The organism is Exiguobacterium sp. s145 (assembly GCF_018618835.1).
Classification (GTDB): domain Bacteria; phylum Bacillota; class Bacilli; order Exiguobacteriales; family Exiguobacteriaceae; genus Exiguobacterium_A; species Exiguobacterium_A artemiae.
This window is the reverse complement of record NZ_JACSMV010000010.1, coordinates 43,576-58,444: the sequence shown is the minus strand read 5'-3', so window position 1 is coordinate 58,444 and position 14,869 is coordinate 43,576. Positions and strand designations below refer to the sequence as shown.

Here is a 14,869-nt window from a genome sequence, read left to right as displayed (position 1 = left end):
CAAGACGTTCAGTGAATATTTAAATATAATGAAGAGATAGTTAAAAAACAGAAAGATTTGCCGATAAACATATAGGACAAACGAACTAGGACAAAAGAAAGGGCGTGGACGATGCATAAACTAATCTATACCATCATCGGCGGATGGGTGATGTCTCATTTGTTATGGTTAGGAATCATCGGCACATCATCGGATCTTTCGAGAACAGGGAACAGCCTGTTCATGATTCTAGGCGCGGTCCTTTCGACGATCATGTTGGTAGCGGCGGCGCGGCGTCATCCGAATCGTCCCATTACGCAACGTCTATTTTTACTGCTCTTATTCGGAAATATGTCGCTGGCGATGGGCGAAACGGCAGAATTGATCGTGTCCCAACAGCACTTGGAACGTTCCGGAATGTTTGATGGAATTGATTTAATATTCAGTCTGCAAATCGGATTTTATTTGCTGGCTTTTTGTTGTTTTTTAATCAGTCGCCGTTCAGAAGTGAATTTACGATTTTTCCTATTTGATGAACTCATCATTTTGATTGTGACAGGGGCGATTTCCTGGCATTATCTCGTCACGCCGTATTTGGAACAGGCGGAACTGTTCAGCATGGAAACACTGTTATTACTCCGTTATCCATTAGGAGATCTGTTGTTACTGGGTGGGATGCTGATCCTGTTCTTTGGTGTCATGAAACGTGGAAACAGTATCCCGCTTCTGATGATATTGATTGGTTTTCATCTGCAGTTGATTGCGGATTTATTATACGTCATTTTGGATCGAACCAGTCTTCCGATTTCTTTGATGTGGTTGGATCCGATTTGGATTGCGACCGTCTTATTAATTGGCGGGGCAGGACTGTTATTTGATGTCGATGAACGACCGATTGGATTTAACGTCAACCGGCGGATTCTGGACGGGATTCGTCTCGTGACACCGTATGTCTTCCTGTTGATTTTGTTTGTGACAATGGCACGTCAAGCCGTCAGTTGGAATGGTTTAACGATTGGTTTAATGATTGCCATTCCTTTATTGATTTCAAGGCAGGTTCGGATCGTGATGGACAATCAACGGTTGCGGGAAAATCTTGAGGCGAAAGTCGAGGAGCGGACGGCAGCACTCGAACAGGCATTGGAAGAGATGGAGCATATGGCTTATCATGACGCACTGACGAATTTACCGAACCGGTATTTGTTTGCCCGCTTGTTCAAGGAGGAACTTCGCCGGGCGGAAATTCATCAACGATTTGTCGGTCTGTTTTTCATCGATATTGATCATTTTAAACAAGTGAACGATACATACGGCCATCAAATTGGAGATCAGTTGATCATTGATATCGCCAACCGTCTTGAAAAAAAATTGCCGCATAATACGGTCATCTCCCGACAAGGTGGGGATGAGTTTGTTTTACTGTTATTTGATGTCAAAGACGAATCGGACATCGAAGCATGTGGCCGACAGCTGGTTCAGTTATTCGAACGACCGTTCATTCTGAAGGACACGCCTGTCTTCATGACGGCAAGCATTGGCGGCGCTGTCTATCCGACGCATGCGACTTCCCGGACGGCATTAATCGAACAGGCGGATGTCGCGATGTATGAAGCGAAGCGGCGCGGGAAAAATCAATTTCATGTGGAAGTCTGAATCAAGCAAAGAGTCCCTGACAACTGTCGGGGACTTTTTTTGACTCATTTCATCTTACTTAGTAATTTTTCCAAAGCAGCCGGACTAGTCACCTGCTCATTGCAATGGTCACTGTCGATACAAATATAGTTTCCGATTGCCCGGTATTGATCAGCGGATTGATTCGTCCGGGCGGAGACGAGAGTGACATCACTGTATTGATTGCAGATGGTACAGATACCTTTTTGAATCGTCGGCAGATACGTGCCTTCGATTCCGATCCATTCTCCTTTCAAAGGATAGACGAAAAATTTCTTTTTATTTCCGGTGTCGTTCCAACTTAAATAGGTCGTCTTAAGAAAATCGATCGAGTGAAGGGGCGGGTGCCGTAACTTCTTCGTTTTTCGGAACAGTTGCTGCAGTTGCGTCTCGGTAATCGACGGGAAAGACCGCACGACTGGTTGAATATCCTCAAGATACGAGGTGGAATCTGCCTCGGTTTGAACGGTTCGAACGACCATCAATAACGCCTCCTGTTCGGCAGTCAAAACCGGAAGCAAATCAAAGATTTTTTTAGAAGCGCTGTAAATGACGGCGTCCCGGACGTCCGGATCATGGACAGCGCTTAACTGTTGAATCATCGAGTCGATCTGGCTGCGGATAAAATTATACTGAAATGGCTGAATGAAAGGTTCCATTTTCCATCGCTCCTTTATAGTTCTGTATTCACGAAAACACTTTCATCGAAACGGCATTTTTTTGTTTTCTTCAAGCAGTGCACGGGAAATAAATACCTGAGGAGGTGTACGGGAATGCAAGCATTGACCGGACTACGCCTGTTAAATTTAATCAGCTTTTTATTTGTTTTTTTAGCACGTGTCGTCTGGTATGAGGCACCGACCGGAGAACCTCTTGCTATTGTGCCGGCATCGTTTACGGATGCGGTGTTTGGTGTTGTCTATACGACTTTGCTGATTTGGTGTATCCGGCCTGTACAAGCCTATCCGGCTGACCGGACGTTGATTTTTGATATCAGCGGCTGGTTTGTGCTGACGATGCTCGGATACGGGGCGGGCAGTATCGTCGGTCCGCCGTGGGAACTGGTGTTGACGACGATTTCATTCATCAGTTTATGTATCATCTATATGAAAGTACAACATCATCCGAACCGTTCCCCGTGGATGCGATTCCCATTTTCCGTATTTCTCGCCTGGTCGAGCATCCAGATTCTAATCTTACCATTTCGTATTTTGCGTGACTTCCGGTTTGAAGATTTGTTTGGACTGATGACGTCGGAGTGGGTGACGATCATGTTGATTTTATTTGCCTGTGGCATCGTATTTTTTATTTTCGTCCACACCGATTGGGTATTTGGTCTCGTCATGATTTGGTATTACGTCGGTCTGTTCTTTAATGGTCGGTTGACGGACTTTCAGCAAGGCGTGGCGGTCTTTAGTGTGATTGCCGTTCTGGCAGCGGTCATTCTGGTCTTTCGGAAACGCGACCGGCTGTTTGCCGAGGAAAAAAGACCGGTTTCATAAGAAAGCGGCAGTTGGTGTCATTGCTTTTCGGTTTTTGGGGTATATCCCTTATAGAAGTATAAAAGGGGGAAATGACCAATGGGGAAAAAACAGTTGATCGGAACATATGAGAATGAGACGGATTTGATTCGCCAGATTGAAGATTTACACTTTGCCGGATACCTGGAAGAAGATTTATATGTCGTTCTGCAGGATAAAACCGATATGGCGATGTTGCGTGGCCAATCGGCAGCCCAGCTTGTTTCGGGAAAACGGACATTATTTGAACGGTTTACAGGGAAGCCGGTGACAGAGGAAGAGACCCGTGAAGCGTTCGAATCCTTAGGACTGGCAGAAGGCGACATGGAACGGCATGTGGCAAGCGTCAAACACGGGGCTTATGTTCTGTTGGCGGATGAAGAAGGGGCAAGACGCCCTAAACCAGAACCCCAAAGTATTTTAGAGAGTGAACCGGAAGGCATCGAGGCCGAGCGGAAGCTTGACCACGAAAACCGGGCACTTGAGAACGAAAACGACCGGATGTTGTAATCGTGCCAGAGTGGAAAGGGTGAACGACGATGGATAGCCATTATCACACGATTTTAGTAGCAGTCGACGGCTCCAAAACAGCAGACTTAGCTTTTGAAAAAGCCGTTCAGTTCGCGAAACTCGATCAAGCAAAACTCGTCATCACACATGTCATCGATATTCAAACCTTTGCGAATGTCCGGGCGAACCAGCGCTTCATCGATCAAAATGTCACGGAGTACGCCCAGGAACTGCTTGATAAATATCAAAAACGGGCGGTCGAGGAAGGCGTAGCGGAAGTTGAACTGGTCATCGAAAGCGGGTCGCCGAAAACGCTGATTCCGAAAGTCATCGCACCGCGTGTCGGGGCAGGGCTGATCGTCTGTGGTGCTGTCGGAATGAATGCAATGGAACGAATCATGATCGGGAGTGTCTCTGAAAACATTACCCGTTATGCGAAGTGTGATATCTATATCGTTCGTCCGAAAACACTCAAGTGAATACCACACAAACAGGCTGTTTCGATGAAGAATCGAAGCAGCCTGTTTGATGTTCAGTGATCTTTTTAAGTTAATAAATAATAAAAAATGCCTAAGATGATCAAAATGACCGGCAACAAGACTAAATACATCCAGGACATGTTTTTGGCTGTCTGGCTGTTGCTGTACGTTTCTTCGTTTCGACTCTGTCCGACCATTACTGTAAAAATAAGTCCAAGTACACAGATTACTAAAGCAATCCAAAATAAGACGGTCATGTTTAGCCCTCCTTCAGTAAGATAAATCCTCTCTCCCATCATAACGAAAAGTGGGTGTAAATGTCAGAGTATTTGTGACAGTTTGGAGTTGACGCCATCTGGTTTAGGGGCTAAACTACTGATATGAGTTTAGGGGGTAAACTAATCATGAAAGAAAATCTTCGGGAAGCCGTTCAGTTATTTGAAGAAGTGATGATTCACGGGACGGAACGTGTCTTGAAATCAGTCGATTCACCGGTGTGGCGACTCTATTCACCGGAGCAGCTGCATTTGTTAAAGCTGGTCGATAAATATGGACCGATTGCTTCCGGGCGGATTGCCGTCATCCAAGGAGTTCATAAAAGTGCGATTTCCAATCGTCTGAAAAAGTTAAATGAACACGGCTTGGTGGAAGTCGAACGTTCAGAAGATGATCACCGGACCAAGCGGATTATTTTGACGGATGCCGGAAAAGAAGTCGTCGAAGCATCCGATCAAGCGATTTACAGTTATTTGGAACAGTTGATTGATGGCAAGGTCGACGATGACGAAATTAAACAATTCATCGAGACGTTCCGAAAAGTCAAAGCCATTTTAAAGATTGAAGATTAAGTCAGAAAAACAGACAAAGAAGAGGTGGAACGGGAATGCGACAAATCGTCAAATGGCGTTGGCCGATCGTAATCGTCTTGTTGCTTGCGACAGTCGGATTATTTTTAGCGGCACCAAACTTATCAAAACAGGCGGAAGATGCGGGTGCCATTCAGCTCGCGAGTGACACGGATTCACAACGGGCAGCCGATATTTTAAAGACAGCCGGTGCAAGTGAAGAAACGATTTCGCTGGTTATTCCGTTAAAGGAAGCCGTCACGAAACAAGATCGGACCGAAATCGGTCAAATCGTCAAAGATTTGGAGAAACTGGATAAACCGGTGACGGGAGTTCTCGATCCGTTTGAAAGTAAGGAAACGGAAGGACAATTGATTTCAAAAGATAAAAAAACGGTCCTCGTTCCGATTACCGTCGATGGTTCGCAGGAAGAAATCACGGCACTCGCCGAGGACATCCGGAGTGATCTTTTACCGGACGACCGGACGATTTATCTGACCGGTGAATCGTTGATTAATGCCGATGTTAATAAAAGTTCACAAGAAGGATTGAAACGAACGGAATTGATCACAGTCGGTCTGATTTTTGGTCTGTTGCTAATCGTGTTCCGTTCGATTGTCACACCATTCGTTCCGTTATTTGCGGTGGGTGTCACGTATTTAATGAGCCAATCGTTTGTGGCCTTTTTCGTTGATTGGTTCGGATTCCCTGTCTCGAATTTCACGCAGATTTTCCTTGTTGCGATTCTCTTCGGGATCGGGACGGACTACTGTATTCTGCTTCTCAGCCGGTACAAGGAAGAATTGACTGCCGGACACGATGTCGAGACAGCCATCGTCAACACATACAAAACAGCGGGACGGACGCTGCTCATCAGTGGTCTTGCCGTCCTCGTCGGCTTCTCGGCGATCGGTTTCGCTGATTTCCCGATCTTTAAATCATCGGTCGCCGTTGCGGTCGGGATTGCAGTCTTGTTACTGGTTCTCTTTACACTGGTACCGTTTTTCATGGCAACGTTAAAAGAGAAACTGTTCTGGCCGTCTAAAAATGCGGCGAGTCACCAAGACAGTCGTTTGTGGGCCCGCTACGGCGGATTATCGATTCGTCGTCCATTACTTGCGATGGCCATCGTCGCTGTCGTGACGATTCCAACCTTGTTCACGTATGATGACGATCTGTCGTTCAACACTGTTGATGAGATTGGTGCGAAATATGAAACGGTCAAAGGATTAAATGCCATTTCAGACGGCTTTGGTGCAGGTGAGTCATTACCGGTCAATATTATCCTGAAGGACGATCAAAATATCGTGACTGAAAAAACTGTTCCATATGCAGAACAGTTGAGCCGTGAACTCGTTAAACTGGACGGGGTCAAAGCCGTTCGCTCGATTTCGCGTCCGACGGGCGAAGTCATCGACGATTTATACGTCGATCAACAACTGAAACAAGTCGCATCCGGTCTGACGGATGCCAAAGACGGACTCGGTGAAGTCGGCCAAGGTCTACAGACTGTGGAAGATAATCTGAAGACAATCAGCGGTCAGCTTCCGGCCGGTGACCAGGCGTCAGCAGGTGCAGCACAATTGCAGCAGGCAGCAGACGGTCTCGGTCAAATTAATCAGCAGTTAACGCTTGTCGGTCAAGGATTACAGTCAGCGGAAAACATTCCGCAAACTGTCGGGACACTAACAGCGTTATCCGGTCAATTGACCCAGATTCAAACGGGGATCGCACAAGCGGCAACCGGGATTGAAACACAAGGTGCACAAGCCGGTCAACTCGGTAGCGGATTAACCCAACTGGCGGATGGTGTCGGATCTGCCAATGCAGGGCTTGGTAAAATCGAAGACGGATTAACGGAAGCTGCCGATTTCCTGAAAGAGATGGGGAACTCCAAAACGATTCGCGGTACCGGGATGTTCATTCCGAAAGATACCTTAGCGAGTAAAGACTTCGAACCTGTCATTGACCGTTATACGATTGATGATCAAACCGGTCTGAAATTCGAAGTCATCCTGAATGATGATCCGTATTCACCGGAAGCGATCGAAACGGTTGCTGCCATCAAGAAAACGACAGCGAGCACACTGAAAGATACACCGCTTGAACAGGCACAAGTTGCGTACGGCGGTATCTCAAGCATCAACAGTGATTTAAATGATACGTCTAAAGCCGATTTTTCACGGACGGTCGTCATCATGATCATCAGTTTGTTCATCGTCCTTGCGATCATGTTCCGTTCATTGATCATGCCGCTGTTTATGATCGGTTCGCTCCTGTTGACGTACTATACGTCGGTATCGATTGCTGAACTGATCTTCGTCAACGGTCTTGGTTATGACGGCATCAGCTGGGCCGTTCCGTTCTTCGGATTCGTTATGCTCGTCGCTCTTGGTATCGATTACTCGATCTTCCTGCTCGACCGGTTCCGGGAAGAAACGATTAATGGACTCGAGACGAATGAAGCGATGTATGTTTCGATGAAGAAAATGGGATCTGTCATCATCACGGCTGCCATCATCCTTGCCGGAACGTTTGGTGCGATGATGCCGTCGGGTGTCCTGAGTCTGGTTCAGATTGCAACAATCGTCATCACGGGTCTGCTCCTGTATGGATTAATTGTCTTACCGCTCCTGATTCCGGCAATCACGGTATCGTTCGGACCGGGTGTCTGGTGGCCGTTCCGTCAAAAGCAAAATAAGAAGTAAGTCGATTCGACTGGTCCATTCGGAAATCATCCGGATGGACTTTTTCGTTATACTACAAACAGGAGGCGATGGAAATGCAACAGTTTAAACAATTAACGGACCGGATCTGGTATCAAACGCCGGTCAGTGAAACGGATCGGCCAATCGTTGCCGTCATTACGGGTGACGACCGGAGTCTTGTAATTGATGCCGGAAACTCAAGTCAGCACGCGACACTCTTTTTAGAGGAGATGAAGAATCAAGGGCTCGGACGTCCGGATCTCGTCGCATTGACGCATTGGCACTGGGATCATATTTTCGGCATAAAACAGATGGCGGTACCGACGATCGCAACGCACCGGACAGTCGAAGAAATGCAGAAAATGCTGGACTACGAATGGACGGATGAGGCACTGGAGGAACGGATCCACCAGGGCATTGAAATTCTGTTTTGTGCCGATGCGATCAAACTGGAGTTCGGGAAGGACCGGGAGATTGAAGTCATCTTGCCGACGATTCGTTTCACGGGAGAACTTGCAATCGACCTCGGGGGCGTGACGTGTCTGTTACGACAAGTCGAGAATGACCACTCACCAGGGAGTGCTCTTGTCTATATTCCGGAAGAACGGGTTTTATTTTTAGGAGATGCCATGTATGCGGATATTTTCTCCGACAAGTGGAATTATACAGTCAATCAAACAACGCGGCTGTTAGATACGATTGCTGAATACGAGGCGGATTATTATGTCTGGTCTCACGGCGAAGCGATGGCGAAAGACGCGTTTGAGCAAGAGGTACACGTCTTACGCCAAATCATCGAAGTGACAAAACAAGCAGAAGGACATGTATCGGAGATGCGCCGGCTGTATCGTGATCTGGTCGGACGGGACTTGACGACAGACGAAGAAGAAACACTCGTATTTTTTGCGAATGGTGCGAAAAAATAATTAAAACAGCAGGTGCTGAACCGTTCATTCGAGAATTCCTTAAGTATAAGATGGAAAAACGGATTTTAGCAAAGGGGTTCTCGTAATGGATCGTAAGCCTGAAGATCGGAATGAAACGGCCAATCGTGTATTTTTTGGAACAACTAACATTTTCACGATCCTTGTAGTGATTGGCTTTGCCTTATACCTGCTGTATCAATTTTTTGTGAAATGACTGATCACCCTGTAGCTCAGGGTGATTTTTTTCGTTTTAGGGGAGTGCAAGCGAACCAGATATTGGGTAATCCTTAACTGAGGGCACAAAGAAAACTCACTTAAAAGGAGGCACTTCAACAATGAAACGCATCCAGATTGCCGACTTTGATCGTCGAATGCCACCACTTGAACTACGAGAGATGGATGACTATTACGAAGCGGTATTGGTATCAAACTATGATGAATTGTATCCTTCGACCCAAGTACGGACGATACAGTTGGCAGATATTTATGTCAATCTTGTGATGACTTCTGAAGGGGCGCATCTCGTATCCGCGCTCTTTTTAAAACCGGTCGAAGTACCGGATATCGTCGCCTGGATGCAACTCTATACGATAGGTTTTGCGACAGCGGATGCAACAGGTTACTACGTGGAACAAGCAGATGAAATTTTAGAAATCGTTTTATATCAGGGAAATCCGATTGTCATTGCGACGAGAGGAACCGATCGATTGTACTATGAGACGGAAGGAGCAATTGAGATGCGGCGGGAATCAAGCGAAGTGATCGGGAAAAAACCATTGTTGTATTTGAATGGGGAAGCCCGGTTTGAGGTTCCTCATCTTGAATTCAACTCGAATCAGGATGAGGTTCATATCAATGGAACCTTTTTATTTGCAGACTATATGGATACGTATCAGGGACGGGTCGGATTTTTCCGGAAAACGGATTCGAATCTGCCGATTGTCTTATTGGTCGGTAAAGCCATTATCGAAATGGAACTGACAGAAAATCCGGATGGAAGCCGGATCCTTGTCATTGAGCAGCCATACGATGAAGCTTAATTTTCCCATGAGGATACCGGGGATTTTTTCTGAGAAAAGTTAAAAGGGACGAATCTTTAGCTAATCATGAAATCCCTTACAAAATATGCGAGAATAGGAATAGAGACAAAAAGGGAAGGGATGCGGGACGAACATGGTGAAAGAGATGCCACGAAATTCAAAGTGGATGCGTTCCTACAATCGGGCACTTGTATTACGTTTGATTCGGATGCATCAACCGATTTCACGAGTGGAACTGGCACAACAAACAAAACTGACGAAACCGACCGTTTCGAATATCGTCGGAGAACTGATTGCCGATCAACTCGTGACAGAGCGTGAACTCGGCGTTTCAAACGGTGGACGAAAGCCGATTCTGCTCGAACTCGTGGCGAAAGAACAATACGTCATCGGGATTGATGCGACAAGTCACCGCTTCATCGGAGTTATCGCGGATTTAAGCGGAAATACGATTCACGAAGTGGAAACGATGGGTAAATTTGATACAAACGAAGAATTGATGGAGGCTGTCGTTCTGTTGTGTGAAGAACTGATTGAGGCGACGGAGCAGGCCGGAACGATTCACGGCATCGGAATATCCGTTCACGGGATGGTCAATCCGGAGACCGGAGTGATTCTGTTTGCTCCTCGTTTTCATCTCCATGATGTGGCCTTAAAAGAACATTTGGAAAAGCGGTTTGCGTACCCTGTTTTTATCGAAAACGATGTCCGGGCTCTCGCTTCGTTCGAATTGTTATTCGGAGAAGGTGTCGGGGTCGATCAATTTTTCTATCTGTATGCCGGAGAAGGAATCGGAGGGGCGTATGTCCTGGACGGAAAGCTGATTGACGGCGAAAATCACATTACAGGTGAGGTCGGGCATATGCGGCTTGATTTGGACGGTCCGATTTGCTCCTGCGGGAATCGGGGATGCCTCGAAGCATTGGCCGGGGAAAAAGCATTGTTGCGTGATTTCGAAGCCATTGACCCGCAAGTCAAGACACTGACGGAACTGAGAAAACGTCTGACGGACGGGGATCCGTACGCGAAAGCCGCGTACCACCGGGCCGGCGAGTACATCGGAATCGGTGTCCTGAATACAATTCATCTGATCAATCCGAAGCGGATTTTACTTGGAGGACCAATGTTTGAACTGGCTCCTTCGATCGTTGATCAAATCAAAGAACGGGTCGAGCACACGGCTTTGACGACGGCTTCACGTGAAACCGATGTTAAGATGGTTCCCTGGAGTGAAAAACAAGGGGCACTCAGTGCAGCGGCACTCGCAACAAACAGTATTTTTCAAACGATTTAAAATGCAGCTTGCTGGATGACGGTGTTTTCACCGGATCCGGCAAGCTTTTTTTGTGAAAAGAACGAAGAAAAAATATTTTTTGAAACCGTTTACAAAACAAAACAGCATGTGCTATAGTTTTCTTAAAGTTAGATAATAAATTTAATTTACTAAGTTTTCATCAACCAGTGGAGGTGGATGCAGACCGGCAGGGACCGGTTAAGCTGAAACAGAAAGAAGGGGGCGTCGCGCAGATGGAAACAGAGGATTTATGGGTTTCCTACCGTGAAGCTTTCGGGCGTTACGGAGCAATCCGTGGCTTTTACGTGAACCGTTTGACAGGAGATATGACGGAACAACAGCCGGGAGATAAGCGGTCTGCAGATCAAGACGGCGTTCTCGTTCGGCCACGACAAGATGGAGTCTTTCAATTTCGGATGTCGTCCGTACAAGGGGTACTGACGATTCGATCTTCAGAACTTCATCTTCGAAAAAATGAGAACGGATACATTGAATTACGGGTGTTGATGCAACACATGCGCACAGCCGGTTGTTTGACGCTCGGTGGAGAATTTTATCTGTTCGTGACACCGGAAGTGGACACGCTCGACTATCGTCTGCGACTGATTGCACGGGTCTTGATTCAACTCCAACGGATGCCGATTGGCATGGAAGTCATCGAACAATGGTGTCAACACGCACAGCTTGAAGGACAACAGCTTAGAAAGTACGCTTGACCACTCACATACAAAAGGGGATCACTCACATGAAATTCAAAAAAACCAAAGTACTCGCAGCGGCATCAGTTCTGACATTATCGGCACTTCTCGCTGCTTGTGGCGGCGAAGATGAAAAACAAGCCACAACCAAAGACGGCAAAACAATCATTTCCTGGTGGGGTTGGGCACCTCAGCCTGAAGCCGGTAAGGAAGTCGTCGATGCCTTCAACAAATCACAGGACAAATACGTCGTCGAATTCAAACGGTACAGTGAAGATTACGAAAAGCAACTTCAAGTCGCGATGTTATCTGGTAAGGGACCAGACATCATCGGCTTAAAAGAACCAATGATTCAACAATACAAAGACCGTGTCGTACCGGTCGATTCTTACATGGATAAAGCAGCCGGCAAAGGATGGAAAGATAAATTCGTTGAGCTCGGAATTGATCAAACGACGATTGACGGCAAACAATATGCAGTTCCAATCGGATTTACGGGGCAAGCCTACTTGATGTACAACAAAACGATGCTTGATAAATACGGCGTAACACCACCGAAAAACTACAAAGAAACAGTCGACGCTGTCAAGAAAATCAAAGCGTCCGGCGATAAAGTCATTCCATTGATGCTCGGTGCAAAAGATGCTTGGATCGACATTGATGTCTACAACGTATTAAGCCACCAGGTAGCACCTGGTTACATCCAAAAGGTCTTATCTGGCGAAGCGAAATGGACAGACGACGAGATGGTCAAGACAGCGCAAATCTGGCAAGATCTGTTTGAAAAGAAAGTCTTCCAAGAAGGTGCACTCGGACTTGCGACATACAATGACGGGATGAACCAATTCTTCGATAAAAAAGCAGCGATGTGGGTCATCGGTTCGTGGGAAGCCCACTCGATGACGACAGCTGAGAAAAAAGACAAATGGAAAATCAAAGACGAGCTTGGCTTCACACCACTTCCAAACCTTGCAGGCGGAACAGAACAGCCGATCATCGCTTCCATCGATATGGCGCTTGCCGTCAACAAAGAATCAAAACAACAAGAAGGTGCAGCTGAATTCGTTGCCTTCATGAGCCAAGGTAAAGGACAAGAAGTTTACATGGGCGAGTTCGAAATGGCACCGGGAATCAAGGATGTCAAAATTGATTCAGATGCAGCCTTCACATCTGAAGGGGAAAAAGAGTCGTACAAAATGCTGAACGAAACACTTTCTAAAGCTGTAGCAAGCCGTGGTATCCGTGATACAAAACTGAACGATATCCTCGGTAAGGAACTTCAAAACATCGCGACGGGTCAAAATCCGAAAGAAGCACTCCAACGTGTTCAGGATGCAGCCGATCAATCGAAAAAATAAGAACGATACAGTGAAGTGGTGCGCCCAGCGTGCCACTTCCTGATTTTTAAAGATCAAGAAAGTGGGGAAATCGTTATGCAGACAGAGCAACAAGAATTGCCGATCAAACCGAAAGCGGAAACGCTGAAAGCAGCACCACGTCCGAACGTTCCGAAACAGAAGAAAAAAGGCAAAATAAAGCAAAACATGGTCGGTTGGGCGTTCGTAGGTCCCATCGTCCTGTTTGTCGTCGCGTTTATCTATTACGGCATTTTCTATAACGCCTATAACTCGTTCTTCTCGTGGGACGGCATTTCGTTTGATAAAGTCTTCGTCGGGTTTGAAAACTACGCGGAAATGTTCCGTGATCCGGATTTCTACCTCTCGCTTAAAAATACATTCATCTTCACGATCTTGACGGTTACGATTCAAGCTTTCATCGGTTTGGTTCTCGCGTACTTCCTGCACACACAGGGACCGTTGCGGACGGCGATGAAATCGGTCTTCTTCTTCCCGGTTGTCCTGAGTCCGGTTGTTCTTGGAGCCGCGTTCTCACAAATCTACGACTTCCAGTTCGGATACATCAATGAGTTTCTCCGTGCAATCGGTCTCGGCAGCCTGGAGCAAAACTGGCTCGGCGACCCGGATATCGCGCTTTATTCGGTCATCGCCATCAACATCTTCCAGTGGACAGGTTCATCGATGGTCATGTACTACATGGCGATGCTGACGATTGAAAAAGAAATCTTTGAAGCTGCCAAAATCGACGGAGCCGGATTCTTCCGGACGCTTTGGAGCATCGTCTTCCCGAACTTAAAAGGAACGACATTTACGTTATCAATTCTCGGAGTCATCGGTGGTCTGAAGACGTTTGATTTAGTCTGGATCACGACAGCCGGCGGACCCGGTTCTTCAACGGAATTCATCTCGACGTACCTGTTCCGTAAATCGATGCTGCAACAAGAAGTCGGTTTTTCAAGTGCCGTTGCCATCATCCTGCTGACAATCGCTTTACTGATCACGTACTTCCAGTTACGTGTGCAAAAGAAAATGGATAACTAAGGAGGAACGTCCCATGAATGTAGAATCTAAAAGAAGTCGTTGGGTCATCAACCTTGTCCTGATGCTCGCTTCGATCGTCTGGCTGTTCCCGATCTTCGTCATGTTCAAGGAAAGCTTACGTGTCAACGGATTTGAAAACTATATCGCAACGCTGCAAAACCCGAATTTCCCGACATTCGTCTTTAACAGTTTCTTTGTCGCTTTCTTCATGATCATCATTTCGATCACGATTCTTGCGTTTGCCGCATTCGCGTTCTCAAAACTCGAATTCGCCGGAAAACGTCTGTTGTTCAACATGGTACTTGCCGGTCTGATGTTACCGGTCGCTTCCATGATCGTTCCATTGTTCTTCACATTACGGTCGTTTGACGGTCTGAATAACCACTGGGGCTTGATCGGGGCGGAAGTCGCGTTCTTCCTGCCGTTCGGTCTGATGCTGATTAAAGGATATTTTGACGAGCTGCCAAATGAGTTAATGGAAGCCGCGTACATTGACGGCGCGACGATTCTGGAAGTCTTCTTTAAAGTCATGTTGCCGCTTGCGAAACCGGCACTGGCAACAGCGTTAATCTATGCTTTCCTCAACTCGTGGAATGAGTATTTGATGGTCTTGACGTTCATGACGGATCCGGCTTATCAAACGGTCACGATGGCACCAAGCTTCTTCAAAGATGCGCTCGGCGGTGATCCGGGGAAAATCTATGCGTCACTCGTATTAATCAGTTTACCGACAATGGTCTTCTATATCTTCTTCCAACGTTTCTTCCAAAAAGGAATGACGGCAGGTGCAGTAAAATAAT

At 46.6% G+C, this 14,869-nt stretch carries 15 protein-coding genes; 13 read left to right on the top strand and 2 right to left on the bottom strand.

The features are described from left to right. The first annotated feature begins 111 nt into the window (after positions 1 to 111). The gene (locus KNQ07_RS09485) at positions 112 to 1,632 is read left to right on the top strand and encodes a GGDEF domain-containing protein (RefSeq protein WP_214766301.1); all 1,521 of its coding nucleotides are present in this window, start codon (positions 112 to 114) and stop codon (positions 1,630 to 1,632) included. A 44-nt stretch (positions 1,633 to 1,676) separates the two neighbouring features. Here the strand turns inward: KNQ07_RS09485 and KNQ07_RS09480 are convergent, their stop codons facing one another. Then, positions 1,677 to 2,309: a FusB/FusC family EF-G-binding protein gene (locus tag KNQ07_RS09480; RefSeq protein WP_214766299.1), complete on the bottom strand. Its 633-nt coding sequence runs from the start codon at positions 2,307 to 2,309 to the stop codon at positions 1,677 to 1,679. A 114-nt stretch (positions 2,310 to 2,423) separates the two neighbouring features. Here KNQ07_RS09480 and KNQ07_RS09475 point away from each other — a divergent pair, with 114 nt between their 5' ends. The 3 genes from KNQ07_RS09475 (at position 2,424) to KNQ07_RS09465 (ending at position 4,159) form a co-directional block, all read left to right on the top strand. Then, positions 2,424 to 3,152, top strand: coding sequence for a hypothetical protein (locus tag KNQ07_RS09475; protein WP_214766297.1), 729 nt, complete (start codon positions 2,424 to 2,426; stop codon positions 3,150 to 3,152). 78 nt (positions 3,153 to 3,230) lie between these two features. Next, positions 3,231 to 3,680, top strand: a complete 450-nt coding sequence (locus KNQ07_RS09470; RefSeq protein ID WP_214766295.1) for a general stress protein — start codon at positions 3,231 to 3,233, stop codon at positions 3,678 to 3,680. Between the two features lie 29 nt (positions 3,681 to 3,709). Continuing rightward, positions 3,710 to 4,159: a universal stress protein gene (locus KNQ07_RS09465; protein ID WP_114597045.1), complete on the top strand. Its 450-nt coding sequence runs from the start codon at positions 3,710 to 3,712 to the stop codon at positions 4,157 to 4,159. A gap of 65 nt (positions 4,160 to 4,224) precedes the next feature. Here the strand turns inward: KNQ07_RS09465 and KNQ07_RS09460 are convergent, their stop codons facing one another. Continuing rightward, positions 4,225 to 4,416 carry a hypothetical protein gene (locus KNQ07_RS09460; protein WP_012369273.1) on the bottom strand — a complete coding sequence of 64 codons (192 nt, stop codon included), beginning with the start codon at positions 4,414 to 4,416 and terminating at the stop codon, positions 4,225 to 4,227. 147 nt (positions 4,417 to 4,563) lie between these two features. Between KNQ07_RS09460 and KNQ07_RS09455 the strand changes: the two genes are divergently transcribed. The 9 genes from KNQ07_RS09455 to KNQ07_RS09415 all read left to right on the top strand — a co-directional run bounded on the left by KNQ07_RS09455 (position 4,564) and on the right by KNQ07_RS09415 (position 14,868). Then, positions 4,564 to 5,007: a MarR family winged helix-turn-helix transcriptional regulator gene (locus tag KNQ07_RS09455; protein ID WP_012369274.1), complete on the top strand. Its 444-nt coding sequence runs from the start codon at positions 4,564 to 4,566 to the stop codon at positions 5,005 to 5,007. Positions 5,008 to 5,042: 35 nt separating this feature from the next. Continuing rightward, positions 5,043 to 7,712 carry an MMPL family transporter gene (locus KNQ07_RS09450; RefSeq protein ID WP_214766293.1) on the top strand — a complete coding sequence of 890 codons (2,670 nt, stop codon included), beginning with the start codon at positions 5,043 to 5,045 and terminating at the stop codon, positions 7,710 to 7,712. A 74-nt stretch (positions 7,713 to 7,786) separates the two neighbouring features. Then, complete coding sequence (locus tag KNQ07_RS09445; RefSeq protein WP_214766291.1) at positions 7,787 to 8,638, top strand: MBL fold metallo-hydrolase; 852 nt, start codon at positions 7,787 to 7,789, stop codon at positions 8,636 to 8,638. 335 nt (positions 8,639 to 8,973) lie between these two features. Then, positions 8,974 to 9,678, top strand: a complete 705-nt coding sequence (locus KNQ07_RS09440) for a hypothetical protein (protein WP_214766289.1) — start codon at positions 8,974 to 8,976, stop codon at positions 9,676 to 9,678. Between the two features lie 145 nt (positions 9,679 to 9,823). After that, positions 9,824 to 10,972, top strand: coding sequence for an ROK family transcriptional regulator (locus tag KNQ07_RS09435; RefSeq protein ID WP_251136071.1), 1,149 nt, complete (start codon positions 9,824 to 9,826; stop codon positions 10,970 to 10,972). Positions 10,973 to 11,205: 233 nt separating this feature from the next. Continuing rightward, positions 11,206 to 11,688: a hypothetical protein gene (locus KNQ07_RS09430; RefSeq protein WP_026829381.1), complete on the top strand. Its 483-nt coding sequence runs from the start codon at positions 11,206 to 11,208 to the stop codon at positions 11,686 to 11,688. A 29-nt stretch (positions 11,689 to 11,717) separates the two neighbouring features. Beyond that, entirely contained in the window at positions 11,718 to 13,028 is a 1,311-nt protein-coding gene (locus tag KNQ07_RS09425) for an ABC transporter substrate-binding protein (RefSeq protein WP_012369280.1), read from the top strand. Positions 13,029 to 13,103: 75 nt separating this feature from the next. Beyond that, the gene (locus KNQ07_RS09420) at positions 13,104 to 14,069 is read left to right on the top strand and encodes a carbohydrate ABC transporter permease (RefSeq protein ID WP_214766285.1); all 966 of its coding nucleotides are present in this window, start codon (positions 13,104 to 13,106) and stop codon (positions 14,067 to 14,069) included. 13 nt (positions 14,070 to 14,082) lie between these two features. Then, positions 14,083 to 14,868, top strand: coding sequence for a carbohydrate ABC transporter permease (locus KNQ07_RS09415; protein ID WP_012369282.1), 786 nt, complete (start codon positions 14,083 to 14,085; stop codon positions 14,866 to 14,868). Position 14,869 lies beyond the last annotated feature (1 nt).